Annotated in this window: 14 protein-coding genes; all 14 read right to left on the bottom strand. The window is 61.0% G+C overall.

Annotation, left to right across the window (positions count from 1 at the left end):
• Nucleotides 1-69 precede the first annotated feature (69 nt).
• The 14 genes from D9R08_RS15340 to glpD all read right to left on the bottom strand — a co-directional run bounded on the left by D9R08_RS15340 (nt 70) and on the right by glpD (nt 18,867).
• Complete coding sequence (locus D9R08_RS15340) at nt 70-1,152, bottom strand: DUF1513 domain-containing protein (protein WP_121898951.1); 1,083 nt, start codon at nt 1,150-1,152, stop codon at nt 70-72.
• Nucleotide 1,153: 1 nt separating this feature from the next.
• Complete coding sequence (locus D9R08_RS15345; protein ID WP_121898952.1) at nt 1,154-2,167, bottom strand: imelysin family protein; 1,014 nt, start codon at nt 2,165-2,167, stop codon at nt 1,154-1,156.
• On the bottom strand, nt 2,167-3,720 hold the full coding sequence (locus D9R08_RS15350) for a di-heme oxidoreductase family protein (protein WP_121898953.1): 1,554 nt from the start codon (nt 3,718-3,720) through the stop codon (nt 2,167-2,169). The genes D9R08_RS15345 and D9R08_RS15350 overlap by 1 nt, the downstream gene beginning before the upstream one ends.
• 56 nt (nt 3,721-3,776) lie before the next feature.
• Nucleotides 3,777-5,039: an imelysin family protein gene (locus D9R08_RS15355; RefSeq protein ID WP_121898954.1), complete on the bottom strand. Its 1,263-nt coding sequence runs from the start codon at nt 5,037-5,039 to the stop codon at nt 3,777-3,779.
• A gap of 409 nt (nt 5,040-5,448) precedes the next feature.
• Complete coding sequence (locus D9R08_RS15360) at nt 5,449-5,784, bottom strand: Hpt domain-containing protein (RefSeq protein ID WP_158599017.1); 336 nt, start codon at nt 5,782-5,784, stop codon at nt 5,449-5,451.
• Between the two features lie 31 nt (nt 5,785-5,815).
• Nucleotides 5,816-6,769 carry a response regulator gene (locus D9R08_RS15365; protein WP_121898956.1) on the bottom strand — a complete coding sequence of 318 codons (954 nt, stop codon included), beginning with the start codon at nt 6,767-6,769 and terminating at the stop codon, nt 5,816-5,818.
• Between the two features lie 167 nt (nt 6,770-6,936).
• Complete coding sequence (locus tag D9R08_RS15370) at nt 6,937-7,326, bottom strand: response regulator (RefSeq protein ID WP_233557509.1); 390 nt, start codon at nt 7,324-7,326, stop codon at nt 6,937-6,939.
• A gap of 42 nt (nt 7,327-7,368) precedes the next feature.
• Nucleotides 7,369-8,901 (bottom strand): PAS domain-containing sensor histidine kinase, encoded by a 1,533-nt coding sequence (locus D9R08_RS15375; RefSeq protein WP_158599018.1) that lies wholly within the window; start codon nt 8,899-8,901, stop codon nt 7,369-7,371.
• A gap of 311 nt (nt 8,902-9,212) precedes the next feature.
• The gene (locus D9R08_RS15380; protein ID WP_121898958.1) at nt 9,213-11,228 is read right to left on the bottom strand and encodes an ATP-binding protein; all 2,016 of its coding nucleotides are present in this window, start codon (nt 11,226-11,228) and stop codon (nt 9,213-9,215) included.
• Nucleotides 11,229-11,497: 269 nt separating this feature from the next.
• Nucleotides 11,498-12,820: an aspartate aminotransferase family protein gene (locus D9R08_RS15385; protein ID WP_121898959.1), complete on the bottom strand. Its 1,323-nt coding sequence runs from the start codon at nt 12,818-12,820 to the stop codon at nt 11,498-11,500.
• A gap of 5 nt (nt 12,821-12,825) precedes the next feature.
• Nucleotides 12,826-13,257 (bottom strand): universal stress protein, encoded by a 432-nt coding sequence (locus D9R08_RS15390; protein ID WP_121898960.1) that lies wholly within the window; start codon nt 13,255-13,257, stop codon nt 12,826-12,828.
• A 10-nt stretch (nt 13,258-13,267) separates the two neighbouring features.
• Nucleotides 13,268-15,904, bottom strand: a complete 2,637-nt coding sequence (locus D9R08_RS15395) for a TRAP transporter permease (RefSeq protein ID WP_121898961.1) — start codon at nt 15,902-15,904, stop codon at nt 13,268-13,270.
• Nucleotides 15,905-16,015: 111 nt separating this feature from the next.
• On the bottom strand, nt 16,016-16,987 hold the full coding sequence (locus tag D9R08_RS15400; protein ID WP_121898962.1) for a TAXI family TRAP transporter solute-binding subunit: 972 nt from the start codon (nt 16,985-16,987) through the stop codon (nt 16,016-16,018).
• A gap of 221 nt (nt 16,988-17,208) precedes the next feature.
• On the bottom strand, nt 17,209-18,867 hold the full coding sequence (gene glpD, locus D9R08_RS15405) for a glycerol-3-phosphate dehydrogenase (RefSeq protein WP_121898963.1): 1,659 nt from the start codon (nt 18,865-18,867) through the stop codon (nt 17,209-17,211).
• Between the last annotated feature and the right edge of the window lie 233 nt (nt 18,868-19,100).

Below are 19,100 nucleotides of genomic sequence, written 5' to 3' on the forward strand. Positions count from 1 at the left end.
CCGTGCCGTCGTTCTCTGCCCGTGCGCTTGCCATCCCGTTGGCGGGGACCCGGCGGGATGCCGCGCGCGCTAAGTCAGGCTGACCAGATGGTTGTCCCACTGGAGTGCGTCGTGGCGCGTTCGGGTCACCGACCGACCAGCGACTGTCAGGATATCCCCACCGCCCGTAGAGGCGACGAAGCCCCCCGGCGCCGGGCCCAGACCGCAGACATCGGCCGCCGCGACCGCCCCCAGAAACCCGCCGCTCTCGCCGTCAAACCGGTGGATCGCGCCACCACGTGGAGATGTGATAGCGATCTCGGCACCGTTTCCGGAGAAGCTGACACTGCCGGCATAGCCCCGCAGACCACGCTGGATTTCCCACGGGGCTTCAAGCAGTTGCGGCGCTCCGTCGCCCAACCGGTGAAGCAGCAGAAGAGGCGGGTAGATCGTCTCCGCGCCCTGCCACTGCATCGCTGCCGCCACAAACCCGTCAGGACGGATCGACAGGTGCCGGATCGAGTTCAGACGCTGCGCTTCCGGCAGCTCGATCTGATCCAGCACCGCGCCACGGTCGTCCAGATAGGTGAGGTTGGCGCGCATAGTCGGAAGGTTGAGCTTGGCCCGGCCGCTATCGGGGTGGGTGGCGATGCCGCCATTGGCAACGACAAGCGCGTCGGAGCCCGGCAGACGCCGCAGATCATGCGGACCAACTCCACCAGACGGCATGTCGCCAATGCGCGCGTAACCTGAGCCCGCATCCCAGATGCCGATCCGGCCTTCGAGCGTCTCAAGATCGTTTTCGGTCGTGTAAAGCCGTCCGCCATCGGCGGAAAAGGTACCATGACCGTAGAAATGGCGGCCGGGCGGTGCGGCGAGCCGCGCCGTATGCACCCCTGTCCCACAATCGATCACATCGGCGAATGTGCCCGGGCGGCGGGCGAAGGCCACCGCCTGAGGATAGTGAGGATGGGCGGCGGCGGCATGGCCCCGGCCGGGCAGCGGAAGCGAAAAGACAAGATGCCCGTCCGGGGTGAGCCCGCAAAGCCGATAGGTGCCGTCGGTTGCCCGCGCGGCGGACAGGTAACCGGGATCGCCCACATCGGCCCAGCTAGCCCGGGACACCGATGCCGCGGCGAGGATACCGGCAAGGAACGCTCTGCGCGACGGCATGCTAGTCTCCATCCAGCGCGTTGAACCCCGCGGCGATGCCCAGAGCGGGCCCAAGCTCGGACCGGAGAACGCCATTGGCGTCGCGTACGGCCTGTTGCAGAACCTCGACCCGCAAACGTCCGGCCGGCGTTTCGACACCGGCAAAGACCGGATCGTCCAGCGCCTCGGCCCGGGTGATGGCGCGCTGAAAAGCACGGTCAAGCCGATCTCGGATCTCCGGGCGGGAGGCCGCCAGCCGGTGGGCCAGATCGGCCTGACTGATCAGCGACATCTGTACATGGCGAAGCGAGCGCCCAGAGCGCCACGCCTCTGCCTGCCGCGGCCGGGGACGCTCGAACGTTCCCATGGGACGGCCGAGGCGCAGATCGGCAGTGAACTCCAGCCCCTCGGCCAGCGCGCCGAAAAGCGTACGCAGGGCCTCCTCGCGGCTTTGATAGGTGTCATTGCCGCCTGCATTGCGGATCAGGCCTTCATGGGTTTCCTGCCAATCGGTCAGAATGGCGCCGGCGGTTGCATGGGCATCGGCACTCGCCGCCCGGATCAGTGCACAGCGATAGGCCGCGGGCTCAAGCGTACGTATCTCGGGGTCATAGAGAAGGAACTCCAGAGCGTAGAAACCCCGCGCCGCCACCGATACGGTTGCGTAGCTTTCGGCGGTTTCGATGACCGGGTCTTGGACCCGGACCAGATCGGAAAGGCTGCGGGGCGTGGCCCCGCGCGTGTCGGGCCAGAAGGCAAGAACGAAGCTGCGGTTGTCGGTCTCGGCGGGCCCGAAGCGCAAATGGCTGACGCGGATCCACGCATCGAACGCATCGCCATAGGCGGCGCGCAGAGCGTCGGAGGAAGGATCGCAATCCCGTTCGGCCGCCGCAGCAAGATCGCCGGTTTCGGCCGCCAGAGCCTCGAACCCGGGCAGAATGTGATTGTCGAGAATGTCGTCGATCACGTCAGACGCGGGCTGGGCCGCCGACGCCAAGGGCAGAAACAGCGCCAGACAAAGAACAGCCAGCCGCATCACAGGCTCTCCAGGAAACGGATCAGGGCGGCCCGATCTTCGGGCGGCATTTCCACCACCTGATCGCGTGCCGATTGCGCCTCTCCGCCGTGCCAGAGGATGGCCTCCAACAGGTTTCGGGCGCGCCCGTCATGCAGAAAATAGGTATGCCCGCTAACCGTCTCCGTCATGCCGATCCCCCAAAGCGGGGCGGTACGCCATTCCCGGCCATCGGCGCGTCCCTCAGGCCGGTTGTCAGCCAGCCCCTCGCCCATATCATGAAGCAGCAGATCGGTGTATGGCCAGATCAACTGAAAGCTCTGGGCCGTATCGCCCTGAAGCCGATGGGTGACATAGCTGGGCACGTGGCAGGCGACGCAACCTGATGTATTGAAAACCTCCTTGCCGCGCAGCACCTCCGGATCATCCACATCGCGGCGGGCGGGTACGGCGAGATTCTGACTGTAGAAAGTCACCAGATCCAGACCAACCCGATCGATCTCGACACCGTCCTGTTCGGGGTCGGCCCCGTCAAGCGCCTGCCGGCAATTGGTCTGCGCCGGCGTGCATTCCCCCCAGCCGTTGGGGTGGAGCGGGCTCGAAATCCCGATATCGCCCGCAAAGGCACCTGCGGATTGTTCCAGCACAGTGGGGTTGCCCGCCTTGTGACCGAACCGGCCCAGCATCGGCTGATCGTGGACAAGGGACCACACGACCTGCGGACGTCCGGAGATACCGTTGCCATCGGCATCTTCCGGATCGGCATGCGCCAGAATATCCTCGACCGGGATCGCTTCCAGTAGACCCAGCCCGATCATCTGCGGCGCGACGCGCGGCGACAGCATGGCCTCGGGATGCAAGGGGCCATAGCCAAGGTCTTCCGCGGTGTAGACCGGCGCGCGCAGGCGCGCCGTTTCGCCGCCGGACAGCTCGACAAGGGTTTCCTCGTATGCAATGCCGAGCGAATACTCCGCGGCATGGCCCGGCAGGCTGAAATCCTGCAACTGGGTGCCGTAATTCGGGTCGGCCTGCGTTGCGATATAGCCTGCGATTTCGTCCATCGGGCTACCGCCCGGGATCGAGATGCGCAGAAACATCGAGACCGCGCTGTCCTGCGGCCCCTCGGGCGGGTGTCCGCGACCGTCTTTCAGGTGACATCGCTGGCAAGACCGCGCGTTGTAAAGCGGCCCCAGACCATCGCTGGCGATGGTGGAGGCCGGTGGCGAGACCCAGAGCCGCCGGAAAAGCCCGTTGCCGACGCGGAAATCCAGCTCCTCTTCAAAGGAGAGATTGGCCGAGGGTTGCGAAAACGCATCCGCGTTGTTCCGCGCTCGAACCGTCGCGGCACCGCCGGAGTTTTGCTCGAAGGGTTGCGCGGCGCTGAAATCGTCGGTCAGGGCGGTCACGGCCGCGATCCGGGCGGCCTCCTCCTCGGTGCGGGGAACAATATCCAGATGGACATCGCGAAGCCCCGACCAGTCAGCCGGCGCAGGCGTCGCGGTCTGCGCCGCAATCAGCGCCGGCAGGGCAAAAGCAACGGCAACGGGAAGGCAGGCAAGAAAGACCTTATACATGAAATGCACCTGTTGCGGGCGGCGTGAGACGAGATCTCACGCCGCCACTCCCCATGTTACTCGAACACGGCAGAGGGATTATCCAGACTGTCGGAGCCCTCGAAGGCGATCTGATCCAGATCGAGCGCTGCCACCAGCCGTTCAATGCTCTCGGTCTGAGCGATAAGCCCGTTCACCCCGCCCATGATCAGGGCCTCCCCGGCATCGTCTCCGCGTTCCAGCATCTGATCATAGGCGAACCCGGCCTCTGCCGCCGTCTTGATCCGGCCCAGCGCCCTCAGCGTATCAGAGAGGCGGGTGCGCATCTCACGGTCAAGCTCGGGGTCGACCGCTGCGGCCAGATCGGACAGGGACGGACCCGCCACAAGCGTACCGTCAACACGGATATATTCGCCGAGATAGACATTCTGCATCCCGATCCCGTTGTAGAAATGGCTGTTATGGGTGTTGTCTGAGAAGCAATCATGCTCCTCTTCCGGATCGTTCAGCATCAGGCCAAGACGCATACGTTCGCCCGCCAACTCGCCATAACTCAGGCTGCCCATCCCGGTCAGCATCGTCGCAAGTCCGCTTTGGGGGTCACCCAGCAGCTCTTCCCGCGCAGCGCCGCCTTCAGCCCATTGCGCGGCCATCCATTCAAGATCGCTGACAAGAAGATCGGTCGCAGCGATCAGATACGCGGCCCGACGATCGCAGTTGCCGCCGGTGCAGGCATCACCCGCCGCATAATCCGTCCAGGGCCTGTCGCCCGCGCCGGGCCCGTGCCCGTTCAGATCCTGGCCCCAAAGCAGGAATTCGACGGCGTGATAGCCGGTGGCCACATTCGCCTCCACCCCGTCGGCCTCGTGCAAGGTATCCTGCAGCAGCGCGGGTGTGATTTCGGCGGCATCCACATTTGTTCCGGACAGGGTGAAACTGGCATTCGCCACCACGTTCAGAGCCGCGAATTCGTTTTCATCCGTCGCGCCGCCATAAGCGCCATCCACATAGTCGATCAAACCTTCATCCAGCGGCCATGCATTCACACGGCCTTCCCAGTCGTCCACCATGGCATTGCCAAAGCGATAAACTTCGGTCTGCTGATAGGGCACGCGGGCGGCGATCCAGGCGGCGCGGGCGGCGGTCATATTCTGGGCCGACGGCTCGGCAACCAGCGCCGCGACCGCGTCTTGCAAGCGCTCCGCGGTGATCAGCGCGTCGGTGTATTTCGCCTGCGCCATGTCGGCATAGTGGCTGACCACATCACTTGCATCCTGCGCCTGGGCGACGGTTGCGAGCCCCGCCACCAAAGCCGTGCCGGTCAGAAGAAGTCGTTTCATCGGGAATAATCCTTAGGGTTGCCGTCAGTATTTGAATGACTGAAATCCCGGATCGGACTGCTGCGCTCCAGCGCATCCAGCATCGGCTCCAACCCCGCTTCGCAACACCCGTCGAGGCAGAGTGCGGACCAGACGGTCTCCCCCCTGTCGGACGGATAAGGAGCGTGATCGCGTTGGAAGCGTTGGCGGCGGGACCACATGGCCAGTTCTCCGGGATCTATCCAGGGCATGGCGATGGGCTTTGCCGCGAGTCGCGCAAAGGGTGACTAATTTCATCGGATAAATCAATCCCGAGTTTTTTAGTCGGAAACTATGCGGAGATCTTCGTGAGTGGCTGAAACGTTCGGTACAAGACGGTCAGGAGCCAATGAGCGACCAAACAGGAGTGAGGCCGTCGGGCCGGTCGGCATCAGAGCGCCGTATCCAGGGCGAGTTCCATTTCGTCCAGCAGCGTCTCGATCCGCTGCCGGCAATCGGCCCAACCACCGGCATCGAGCGGCTTTGAGAGCCGCCCCTCGACATCCAGGGCAACCTTTCCAAGATCTTCAAAGCCCAGTGTCGGCGCCACGCCGGCGGTCTTATGGGCACGTCCGGCGATCTCGTCGATCAAGCGCTGCTGAAGGCCCTGTTCATCGATGGCCAGCATCAGCGTCTCTATCTCCAGACAACGATCGCCGAGACGTTCGAGAAACCGCTCCCGAACGCCGCCGACCACAGACGCGATCATTTCGGAATCGGCTGTCATGGATGACATGGGAAAGATCCGATCAGACGCGTCACCTGTCCATGCTCTGGCTGAACCCGGTGAAATGCCGCGCCGCCGAGCGGGCATTCAGGATCGCCTCGTCCAGAATCCGGGTCGGGGCGGCCATGTGGAGCGCCTTGCAGCCAACGGCAGGACCGACCGAAACCATCGGCAGATGGATATTCAACTCGTCATAGATATGACCGAATTCCGCGATGCTGATGCGAAGGGTATCCCCGAGTTCGAAGGCATCAAGCGCCTCGACCCGCGACAGCAGGCAGACAAAATCGCCCTTGCCGGCATAGCTGATCATCCGGCTGCTTGTCTTCAGACAGTCGGAGATGCAGGTCGCCACATCAATCATCACTTCGCTGAAAATCGACGGGCCGGCCTCATCGAACAATTGCTGACCGTTCAGAACATGGAAGCCCACCGCCTTGGTCGACAAGGCCCGGAACACACCGAGTGTTTTCAGATAGTTTTCCAGCGCAAGATACTCGATCGTACCGGCCACGCGCCGCATAGGGATCTGATCGGCAAAGCGGTAAGACGGCGTGGCAAACACATCCGCGCCGCCATGGTTGATGGCGTGCTGCGTGCGGAGACGTTCGCGCACAAGCGTGTGCAGAACACCCAACCGGGTGTTGATCTCGATCTCGTCGATCGGCTTTGTCAGGTAATCGGTCGCACCCGCGGCGAAGGCCTGATCGATATGGGCACGATCCGCCAGGATCGTGTTCATCACGATCGGCGTTTCTTCGTATTCCGGGATTGCCCTGATTTCCTCACACAGCTCGATCCCGTTCATTTCCGGCATCTGAATATCCAGAATGAAGCAGTCGAACGGTACTTGTGTGTTCGACAACAGCTCCAACGCCTCGGCGCCAGAGGTGACAAAAGTCACGTTGGCGTAACCCAGTCGCGTCAGTGTTGACTCGAACAGAGTCAGGAAATCGGGATCGTCATCAACGGCCAGGATCTTCATTCAATGCCTCAGCTTCTAGAGCGCGACACCGTTTTAGCGCCGCAAAAGTTAACCACTCATTAACTAAAAGCTAAATGTCGACAGTGGCATAAGTGGGGCGTGAATGTGGGAAATTGGGGGATTCAACCAAGGTTGGAAATCGCCTGATCCCGGGATCGACCGCGGGATCAGGCGTCTTCCAGCAAGCTCCATGCCGCACGGATCTGCGACCCGAGCGACATAGGATCGAACGGCTTGGTAATGACCGCGAGCGCACCGGTGTTGAGCAGATCCTGCGACAGGGAATCCTCGGCTTTCGCTGTCATGAAGATCGTCGGGATCTCTGGGCAATCCGGCCGTCCCTTGATCTGCTCCCAAAGATCGGGACCGGTCATGCCCGGCATCATGATATCCAGCAGCAGGAGATCCGGAGCAAGGGATTCGATCTTTTCGAGAGCCGCCGAGCCATTGTTGAACTGGTGCACAGTGAAGCTGTCGACCATCTCAAGCGCCATCCGGGCGATTTCCAGAATGTCATCGTCATCGTCCACATGCAGGATCGTTTTCAGCTCAGTCAATGCTCTCTCCCTCACATCCGCGTCCGTCTTGACGCCTTATTGCTACGCCACCGCCGTATTGCGCGCGTCAACCGCTTCCGCTTCGATCAGCATGCCCGCCTCACCCGCATCAAGTTTGGTTAATTCAAAGTAGAATGTGGTGCCTTTGCCCAACCGTGTGTCGAAGGCAATCGTGCCGCCATGGCGTTGAACGATCTTCTTGCTGATCGTCAGGCCGAGCCCGGTTCCGGGCCGGGAATGCTCGCTGGTGCCTTCAACCTGGAAAAAGCTGTCGAAAAGTGTTTTGTGCGCGGATTCGGGAATACCCGGGCCATGGTCCGCAACACAGACCCGCCATGCATCGGACCGGTCCTCAATATAAAGATCCACATCGGCACCCGGGGGCGAGAATTTCGCCGCGTTTGACATCAGGTTGGACATCACCTGCATCAATCGAGATTGATCGCCGCAAACAAGGGCCGGTTTATCCATGGCGGCCACCGCGTATTGCACACCGAACTGTTCTCCGTATCCGGCATTGGCCTCCGCGGCTTCCTGCAGAAGGTCGCGCAGGTCCATCTGCTTGTTGACGAAGCTCATCTCGCCCGAGTCGATTTTCTCAAGCGCCAGAATATCGTTCACGATCTCCAGAAGACGGTCGCTGTTGCGGTGCGCTACCGAGATCATTCGGCGGATATCGGGGCTGAGTTCCCCGACCGCACCGGACTCGATCAACCGCAAGGCGCCCTTGATGGATGTCAAAGGCGTCCGCAATTCGTGGCTGACCATCGAGACCGAGTTCAGCTTCAGACTTTCGGCCTGCTTGCGCTCGGTTATGTCTCGGATAACGGAAATCAGGCTGGGTTTGCCATGCGGACCGGTATCGAAATGCGTAAGGATCTCGACCGGTCCCTGATCGTGCATAACCTCAATCGTCACCTCCTTTTCTTCGCCATTCAAAAGCGGTGCTAGGTAGCGCTCAAAAAGATCGTGATCGAACTTGGTGAAAGTGTCGGACATCTTCTTGCCGTCAAGATCACCTTGCTGCCAGCCAAGACGCTTCCGGCAGTTCTTGTTCGCATAGATGATCTCGAAGCTGTCCGGGTCATACACGATCACACCGTCGGGAAGCCCTTCGATAACCGCGTTCCGGCCATCCGATGCGGCCTCCGCCCGGGCCTTGGTCAGATCCGTGCGGATCGAGATGCTGTCGACATGAACGCCCGACTTGTCGAAACGCGGGATGATCGTTGTCTGCACAATGACGATATTGCCGTTCTTGGCTTTGAGGTGTTGCTCCCCTTGCCAATAGCCAGCCTCCGATACAATGGCCCAGACATCGGAGTAAGTCGGCTCGTCCTCGTTGTCGCCATAAAGGATCGCGGGGCTCTGCCCGACAATTTCATCGATTTCATAACCGAAGGCCTTAACGAAGTTCTGATTGACCTCCTTGATGCGGCCATCCCTGCTGGCAACACTGACAATCGTGTGTTCACTTAGCGCCTGGTCCCGCAGGCCGATCGCTTCGTCAAACGCCGCAGACATCGCGGAAGCAACTTTTGGATCGGTAATCTTCGCATAGGCGATGCTGATCACCGTGATCAGCGCGACCAGTGCGGATGTGACCATGAACAGCAGTGTGAAGCGCTCAGGTCCCGCCTCCGTGATGGACGGAACCCAGTTGTGAAGGAGAACCGTCAGACCCAGAGCGACAGCGGTATTGCTAACCACCAGCGCCATCAGGGAAATCTTGCGGATTCTCTTCATTCTTTGCCTCGGCGACCACTCATTTGGCAGCGACAGTTCAAGCGCCGGCCATTATTGTTTTCCTGCGAAAACTGACGCGAAATTCAGGCCTAAATAAGACACAATCGTCAACATAGCGGGCGATTATCGGGCATTTATTGTCAACGCGCCGCCGCCCCCCGTTCCCGTTGTGGCGCTTCCAGTTCCACCCGGAAGACGCTTCCCTGCCCCTCCACACTTCTCACTTTGATGGTGCCACCATGAAGTTCAGCGAGATGTTTTGCAATCGGCAAGCCAAGGCCCACGCCATCATGTTTGCGACTATTCGAAGCATCAACCTGCACGAAACGCTCAAAAATCTGGTCAATCTGATCCGGCGCGATCCCGCAGCCGGTATCCTCCACCTCGACCCATGTCTTCCCGCTATCCGATCCCGTCCGCACGGTCACGGTCCCGCTATCGGTGAACTTCACGGCATTCCCGATCAGATTGAGCAGGATCTGACGCAGCCGCAATGGATCGGCCAGCACCTCGTGCGCACCGGTCTCGACGATGATGTCGATCCCCTTCTTCGACGCGGCCAGATGGAACTGTTCCACCAGTTCATCGACAATCGGCTCAAGTTCCAGCCGATCCGAGTGCAGTTGCAGCGTTCCCTCGTCAATCGCGGCCATATCCAGTATACCGGAGATCAATCCCATCAGTTGACGGCCCGAGACATCGATCTGCCTGCTGAATTTCTCCAGATCGGCCTTGAAACTTTCAAGGCTTTCCTGCGCGCCATCGAAGTCCTTTATCGCAAGCCGGTTCTGCGTTTTCTTGAAATTCGGCAGCGAGTCCGGCTTTTTCAGGAAGGCATTGTATCCCAGTACTACCGTCAACGGTGTCCGCAACTCGTGGCTGACCGTATTCAGAAACTCGGTCTTGGCCGCATTCGCGGCCTCGGATCTTGCAACCGCTTCCTTCAGTTCCGTGATGTCCACGCGCAGACCGGCCACACTGCCTGACGGCGTGGCTCGTTCGACCACGCGGAGCCAGCGCCCATCCGATAGCTTGATCTCAAGCATCTCGCCCGGGTTCCGCTGTGCCGCCACGCGCTCCGCGATCCACTCTTCCTCGCGGCCCTTGGATAAAGGATATTGCCCGGTCTCAACCCCGCGACGAAGAATGTCTTCAAATCGCGTGCCGGGCACCATCAGTTCGGCGGATGTGGGGTAAAGCGCCTTGTAACGCTGGTTGCACATGATCAGACGGCTGGATTTGTCGTAGAGCGCAAAGGCGTCATCAAGCGCTTCGATGGCTTCGGACAGTTGCGTTTCCGCGGCATCCTTGCGGTCCACGACCCACTGGAAGATCCTCATCAGCACCATGACCAGCGCTGCAAGGGCCAGCACGATGAACCAGATCTGATACCGGTCCGGTGGCCCGCCCGGCCATCCATCCGACGGCACCATCGACAAGATCCAGTTCACGCCGGGCGCGATCACCGAGGTGGAGACCGGTTCCATGAACAAGACCTCACTGGAGCCAGACAGGATGCGCCCGTCCCGATCCTGCACCACGTAAGCGAGGTCGAGGTTCTCGACAGCGAGGCCGGCCGTCTCGAACAGCCCATCGGCGTCGATCACCAGCGATACGACGCCCCAGAACTGGTTTTCGAAAGAATTCGAGTAGTATCCGAACACTGCGGATCTCGTGACGAAACCACGCCCTCCCTGCACCAGATCGATCGGGCCGTCGATAATGGTCTCACCTGTTGCAATGGATCTCTCGACCGCGTCCATGAGGTCCGCCCGCTCGCGCAGATCAAGCCCGAGCGCCGCCTGGTTCTGGGCAAACGGATAGACATACTCGATGACCAGGTCCGGAGCCGCGGCGACGTTGATCACATTTTCCACGTTCCGGATAAGCTGGCTTGTCACGCGTTCGAATTCCCGCTGAGACATATCCGGCCGGGAGGCGAATGCCGCCATAATTCCTTCGGTGATCAGGATCTTCTCGTTGATCGCGCGCTCAAGAGCCGATTGGAACTCGTTGTTGGACTCGATCAGTTGAAGCCTTTGATCAGACCGAAAATGATCCGAATTCTCCATGTCCAACACGATGCCGAAGGCAATCGCGGCAATCAGAACAGCGAGGTAGCGAATATAGGAGACTGCGGCCTTCAGGAGCGTCATCTCTATCCTTGTCGTTGCAGGGTCCGCACGCCCACCACTTGCCTGCCCTCGGGTTTCTTTAGCTCTACACTATAGGACAATCCTATGTTGTTAATAATAACTAACAAATGGTTAACAATTTACTAATCACTTAAAGTACTTTTTAGATAACTGCCCGAGGCGAGGCAGGCAAGTGCAGAATGCCCCACCAACGGATACTCCCCAAACGTTTGAACTAAGGCCGTCTTGGGCGCCACAGTTCCGCGGACAATCGACCCTCGGCTGCGATCTCAGGATGCAATTGCCCGGTCGACCGCGCGCGCAAGCTTTCCGACGAGCTCTTCGATCTGCGCATCCTCAATAATGAAAGGCGGTGCGAGAAGGATGTGATCGCCGTGCCGCCCATCGACCGTCCCCCCCGCAGGGTAGCAGATCAACCCCTCCTCCATCGCGGCGGCCTTGACCTTCGCGTGCAGTTTCCGGCCCGGATCGAAGGAGCGTTTGCTGTCGCGATCGGCAACCAGTTCCACCCCCCGGAAAAGGCCGCGCCCGCGCAGGTCGCCGACATAGGGGTGTTGCCCAAACGCATCTTGCAAGGTGGTCTCCAACTGCGCGCCCCGGGTTCCGACCCGCGCAATCAGGCCCCGCCCCAGGATGGCGCTGACCACCGCATGGCCCGCCGCGGCGGAAAGCGGATGACCGTGATAGGTATGGCCGTGCTGAAAGCTGCCGGAGCCATCGGAAATGGCGTTGTAGATCGCCCCCGAACACAACATCGCGCCCACCGGCGCATAGCCCGCACCAAGTCCCTTCGCGATGGTTACGATATCGGGTGCCACGCCCTCCTGCTCGCATGCGAAGAAACTTCCGGTCCGGCCCATTCCGCACATGACCTCATCAAGGATAAGAAGCACACCGTGCCGATCGCAGATCTCGCGGATGCGCGCGAAATAACCGTTAACCGCAGGGACCGCCCCGGCCGTGGCGCCGACAACCGGTTCGGCTATGAAGGCCATCACCGTCTCGGGGCCCAGCCGTTCGATCTCCGTTTCCAACTCGTTCGCCGCACGCTGGCCGTAATCCGCGAGGCTCTCGCCTTCGGCGCGCTCGCGATAGGCAAAGCATGGCGCGATATGGCTGGTCTCGACCAGAAGCGGTGCGTATTTTTCCCGCCGCCATGCGTTCCCGCCCGCAGCCAAGGCACCGAGCGTGTTGCCGTGATAGCTTTGCCGCCGCGCGATCACGCGGTGGCGATCTCGCTGCCCGATCTCTAGAAAATACTGCCGGGCGAGTTTGAGGGCCGCCTCGATGGCCTCGGATCCGCCGGACAGGAGATAGACCCTTTCGATCCCCTCTGGCGCGTTCTCGATCAGAAGATCGGCCAGACGTTCGGCCGGTTCGGATGTGAAAAACCCGGTATGGGCAAAGGCGAGTTGATCCAGTTGTGCATGAATTGCGGCGCGGATCTCGGGATCGGAATGACCAAGGCAGGACACTGCGGCGCCGCCCGACCCGTCCAGATACGCTTTGCCGGTGCTGTCATAAAGATAACAGCCCTCGCCGCGCACGGCGGTTGGCAAACCTGCCCCGCCGCGACCGAAAACATGGCTCACTTGCGCTATCCTCCGCGGACGACAAAAACCGATTGCTTGGCGTGGCGCACAACGCGGGCGGCATTGGGGCCAAGCAGATAGTCGCTCAGCTCGGGCGTATGTGAACCCATGACGATCACATCGACCTGCAAACGATCAGCGGCTTCGATGATCCGGTCATAGACACGCCCATGCATGACATGCGGGTGCACCTCGACAGTGTCGGGGATGTTCTCCGCCACCCAGGCGGTCAGTTTCTCTCCAACCTGGTGGAGCGCTTTCTCCTCGAAACCCTGTTCGAAAAAGCTGCCGACGACGGACATCCCGAAATCGGGCACTACCGTGATGACATGAAGTATGCCGGTCCCGGGATCGCAGAGCCGCAACGCGGCAGGCAGGGCCTTGGACCAACTGTTTTCCGCCGAAAGGTCGATGGGCAAAAGGATTGTCTTGAACATCTCTCTCTCCTCAGAAGGCCGGTTTCGTCTGGCGCCGCCTTTGCAGCAGCATCACAAGGCCCAGCAACAGCAAGGCGGGCAGATAGAACACCTGCTCGGGCATCCTTGTCTGCGGCACCCTGACCGAGGCCAGTTGCACCGGTGTGTCGGCATAGAAATCGAAATCCGCGAGGCTTTCCGCCGTCGCGGTGCCGAACATGGGTTCGTCCAAGCGCACGGCCTCCCCCTCCGGAATCAGCAACAGCCCGGAATTCGCGATCCGCTCCGCCTCATCGGCACCTTCGACATTGAGCACCAGCGTCGTCTCGGTCATCTCGCCGGAATTGAAATCGGGGCCCTGGATCAGCAGACGTAACTGCGCGCCATCCTCGGCCTCACCGACGGCCGTTTCAAACTGGGTCGGAGGGATGTCCCGGAACGGGTCCTGCACCATGTTGAGCCAGACATTCGGCACGAAAAGCGTGAAGGCGACCAGAAGCAGCGCCGCGCTTTCATAGATCCGCGATCTCGCCAGAAAGTAGCCTTGGGTCGCGGCGGCGAACAGCAGCATCGCAAAGGTCGCCACGATGAAGACGAACACCGCCTGTCCTATGCCGGCCCATGTGCCAAGATCGACACCGTAAAGGATCAGCGTCGGGTTGAAGATGAACAGGAACGGAAGCGCCACCGTGCGCAGGCTGTAGAAGAATGCGGTAAAGCCAGTCTTGATCGGGTCGCCCCCGGAAACCGCAGCGGCGGCGAAACTGGCAAGCCCCACCGGTGGCGTCACATCCGCCATGATCCCGAAATAGAACACGAACAGATGGGCGGCGATCAACGGCACGATCAACCCCTCCTGCGCGCCAAGCGACACGACGACCGAGGCCATAAGCGACGAAACGACGATGTAGTTCGCCGTGGTCGGCAGACCCATCCCGAGGATCAGCGAAAACAGCCCGATCAGGACCAGCATCACGAAGAGATAACCGCCCGACAGCTGTTCGACCAGCCCGGCAAGCTCGGTGCCGATGGGCGTGCGGGTTACCGTGGCCACGATGATGCCGGCGGCTGCGGTGGCAACCCCGATGCCGATCATGTTTCGTGCGCCGGCGATCAGACCCTCGACCAGATCGTTGAAACCGCCCTTGAACTCCTCCATCATCCGGGCGCCTTCGCCGCGGAACAGCGCCTTTAGCGGGCGTTGGGTGACGATGATGCCGATCATCAGGGCGGTCGCGAAAAACGCCGATCGCGCGGGGCTTTGCCGCTCCACCATCAGGAACCAGACCAGCACGACGATGGGCAGGACGTAATGCAGGCCCGTGGCGTAGATGTCCTTGACCTCGGGTAGCGAGATCTCCTCGGCGTTGGGATCGTCGATCTCCAGATCCGGCTTGCGCGCCGCGATGGAAACCAGCCAGACATAGACCGCCGCCAGCAGCGTCATCATTATCGGCCCGGTCAGCGACGGCACTGTGTCGCGCAAGGCGCCCACGCCGTAGATCAGCGCGGTGAAACCTGCCCCGGCCACCGCAAAACCGACGAAGAATTTCACCAGCATGCCCGACAGGCTCTTGGCCTTGCCAAGGGCGGGCATGTCTTTTTTCAGAGCCTCCAGATGCACGATATAGATCAGCGCAATGTAGGAGATCACCGCCGGAATAAAGGCGTGCTTGATCACCTCGACATAGGAAATGCCGATGAATTCGACCATCAGGAACGCGGCGGCGCCCATTACCGGCGGCATGATCTGACCATTGACGGAGGAGGCGACCTCGACGGAGCCTGCCTGTTCGCTGGTGAAGCCCACCCGTTTCATCAGCGGGATCGTGAAGGTCCCCGTGGTGACCACATTCGCAATGGAGGACCCCGAAATAAGCCCCGTCATGGCCGAACCGACCACGGCGGCCTTGGCCGGGCCACCCCGCAAATGGCCCAGCCCCGCGAAGGCCAACTTGATGAAGTAGTTGCCCGCACCCGCCTTGTCGAGGAGCGAGCCGAACAGAACGAACAGGAAAACGAACGCCGTCGAAACGCCCAGCGGGATGCCGAAGACGCCGCCAGTGTCCAGCCATTGGGCATTGATCAGGGCCGTGAAGGACAGTCCTTCATGCTCGATCAGTTCGGGGATCAGCCAGCCTTGGCCGAGATAGGCATAAAGCAGGAAGATCGAGCCCACGATGGTCAGTGCCGGACCAAGGGCCCGGCGACTGGCCTCCAGCAGCAGCAGGATGCCGACCGCGCCGATGATCACCTGGGTTTGCGTCGGCAGGCCGGACCGCGCCGTCAGTGCAAGCTCTTCGGAGAATAGAAAGATATAGAAGGAACAGAACCCGGCGACGCCCATCAGGATCCAGTCAAAGATCGGAATACGGTCCCGCGGGGAGGATTTGAAAGCCGGATAAGCCAGAAATGCCAGAACGATGGCGAATGTCAGATGTATCGGGCGTGTCTGCGATGAGTTCATGACCGACAGATATTCCGCAAACCAGAGCTGCGGCTGCGCGATCCAAAGCTGGAACAGCGACCAGATCAGCGCCAGGCCGGCGATCAACAGGGCCACATTGCGATTTGCAGGGGCCCGCGCGCCGCTGTCGGTGCTGGCGACCAGATCCTGCAGTTCCTCGTCGGTAAATTGGCGCCCCTCGCGCCCGTCCTGATCCGTCATCGGGCCACTCCCATCATGATAGTGCCGTTCATGGGCCACCTATTGGATCCCGGGCGCGGATACGGGCCCGCGCCCGGGATCGGTCTTTCCTGCACGCTGACCGTCGACCGATTACTCGATCAATCCGGCCTCGCGATAGTAGCGCTCAGCGCCCGGATGCAGCGGTGCCGACAAGCCGTCATTGGCCATTTCCGCCGGATCAAGATTGGCGAAGGCCGGGTGCAGGCTGCGGAACTGGTCGATATTCTCGAACACGGCGCGGACCACCTGATAGACCACTTCTTCGGGCACATCGGCAGAGGTCACGAAGGTCGCGCCGACGCCAAAGGTCTGAACGTCCTCATCGGTGCCGCGATACATGCCACCCGGAATGGTCGCGGTACGGTAAAACGAATTCTCCGCAACCAGCCGGTCCACCGCCTCGTTCGATACGGTCACAAGGATCGAGTCGCAGGCGGTCGTGGCCTCCTGGATCGAACCCGAGGGGTGACCAACGGTGTAGATCATCGCATCGATGTTGTTGTCACACAGCGCCTGGCTCTGCTCGGCCGCCTGAAGCTCGGAAGCGACCGTGAAATCGTCCATCGTCCAGCCCATGGCCTCCATCAGCACTTCCATCGTGCCGCGCTGACCAGAGCCGGGGTTGCCGACATTCACACGCTTGCCTTGCAGATCCTCAAAGGTCTCGATGCCTGCATCCGCACGCGCGACCACCGTGAACGGTTCGGGATGGACGGAAAAGACCGCACGCAACTCTTCGAATGCGCCTGTTTCCTCGAACCGCGACGTGCCGTTGAAGGCGTGATATTGCCAGTCTGACTGTGCCACGCCGAATTCCAACTCGCCGCCGCGGATGGCATTGATGTTGAAGACCGAGCCGCCGGTGGATTCGACGCCGCAGCGGATACCGTGCTCGGCCCGGTCCCGATTAACCAGACGGCAAATCGCTCCGCCCGTCGGGTAGTAAACCCCCGTGACACCGCCGGTGCCGATGGCGATGAAGGTCTGATCCTGCGCAGCGGCGGCGCCAGCGCCCAGGGCCGTTGTGGCCGCTACAAGTGCGCCAACCAAATGTCTGTTCATGAATTCTCTCCCAGTTGATCACTCTGAAACACGAATATGAGACCATGAAGCAAACCCCTGAAACTAGTCAAGGGGCGGGCCCAACCGTTTCATATGATACAAAAAACCCCAAGACGTGGCTTCCTTCCTGTCGGTTCAGACAGCGTTGGCGCCTGTTCGGTGAACCCGCCGGTGGCTCTTTTGCGGACGGACCCCGCCGGTGCCTAAACCGTTAAACTCAGCTATTGGTCGTCCGAGGCCATCGCCGTTTGGGCCGCCAGATGACGTTTCATCCAGCGATCCAGAGCCTCGATCTCGCCTGGCGACAGCCGCAAGCCCAGCTTTGACCGGCGCCACACCACATCGGCCGCGCGGCGGGCATATTCCTTCTCGATCAGCCAGATGACTTCCCGCTCGGTGAGTGTCGCGCCGAAATCCTGGCCCAGATCCTCGATCCTTTGCGCATCGCCCAGAACATCCCAGGCCTCGGTGCCATAGGCTTTCACCAGACGGCGCGCCCATGCAGCGCTCAGATAGGGGTGTTCGGCCTGCAACCGGCTGATCAGGGCGGCCACGCCATCCACCGGGAAATCGCCGCCGGGCAGCGGCACGCCCGCAGTCCATGCCCCCGGAAGCCCGGGAAAGAACGGCGCGATTTTTTCCATCGCGCCTTCGGCCAGACGGCGATAGGTTGTGATCTTGCCGCCGAAGATGTTGAGAACGGGCGCACCGCCCTCCGAATGTACCTTGAGCGTGTAATCCCGCGTCGCCGCCGTGGCGGAAGACGCCCCGTCATCATAAAGCGGGCGCACACCGGAATAGGTCCAGACGATATCATCAAGGCCGATATTGCGTTTCAGATACTGATTGACGAAATCGACCAGATAGCGCTGCTCTTCCTCGGTGCAGACGGGCGGGTTTGACGGGTTGTCATGATCCTGATCCGTTGTCCCGATCAGGGTGAAGTCGCTCTCGTAGGGGATTGCGAAAATGATCCGCCCATCGGTTCCCTGAAAGAAGTAGCATTTGTCATGATCGAACAGCTGGCGCGTCACGATATGCGACCCGCGGACCAGCCTCACATCCTCCCGGGAGTTGAGGCGGAGCGTGCCGTGGATGACCTCGCCCGCCCATGGGCCGCTCGCATTGATGAGAACCCGGGCCTCAATGATACTCGTGACCCCGGTTTCCGTATCCTCGACCGTAACCTGCCAGATCGCGCCCTCACGGCTTGCGGACAGGACCTTGCGGCGGCTGAGGATCCGCGCGCCGCGCGCCTCCGCGTCACGGGCATTCAGAACCACGAGCCGGGCGTCTTCGACCCAGCAATCGGAATACTCGAAGGCGCGTTCGAACTTGTCCTCAAGCGGAGCACCCTCAGGCGCCGTGCGCAGGTCGAGCGTTTTGGTCGCGGGCAGGATCTTGCGCCCGCCCAGGCTGTCGTAAAGAAACAGGCCCAACCGGATCAGCCAGGCTGGCCTGCGCCCTTTCATCCAGGGCATCGTCAGACCGAGGAGTTTGGAGGTCGGCGTGTCCGCCTCAAACCTCATGTCGCGGTGATAGGGCAGCACGAAGCGCATCGGCCAGCTGATATGGGGCATGGCGCGCAACAACGTCTCCCGCTCGATCAGCGCCTCGCGCACAAGCCTGACTTCGAAATACTCCAGATAGCGCAACCCGCCATGAAACAGCTTCGTCGAAGCACTGGAGGTTGCCGAGGCAAGATCGTTCATTTCGACCAGCACCACATCAAGGTCCCGGCCGGCCGCGTCCCGCGCGATGCCACAGCCATTGATGCCGCCGCCAATGATCAGAAGGTCGTGAATATGCTTTGTGGTCGGTGTTGCGTCCACGGATGCCTCTCCTGCGCCAGCGCGCTGATGTCCTTGAGATCCGCACATGTTCTGCGCCTTTACGAATAAAAAGGAAAGTCAGAATTTTCTTTTTTGTTCGATATGGGTTCGCTATCAAGCTGGCCAAGGGGGTGTCTGGCCTCCTGGCAACAGAGACCGGCGGACGCCTGACATCGTGAAAAGGAAGCCCCGAAGATGGACATGGAAAACTGTCGGAGCGTGCCGATACGGCGCTCCCCTTCGCGAAGCCTCGGACACTCCCCCGCCTTGACCTTCGAGGA

This window comes from Rhodophyticola porphyridii (assembly GCF_003688285.1).
Classification (GTDB): domain Bacteria; phylum Pseudomonadota; class Alphaproteobacteria; order Rhodobacterales; family Rhodobacteraceae; genus Rhodophyticola; species Rhodophyticola porphyridii.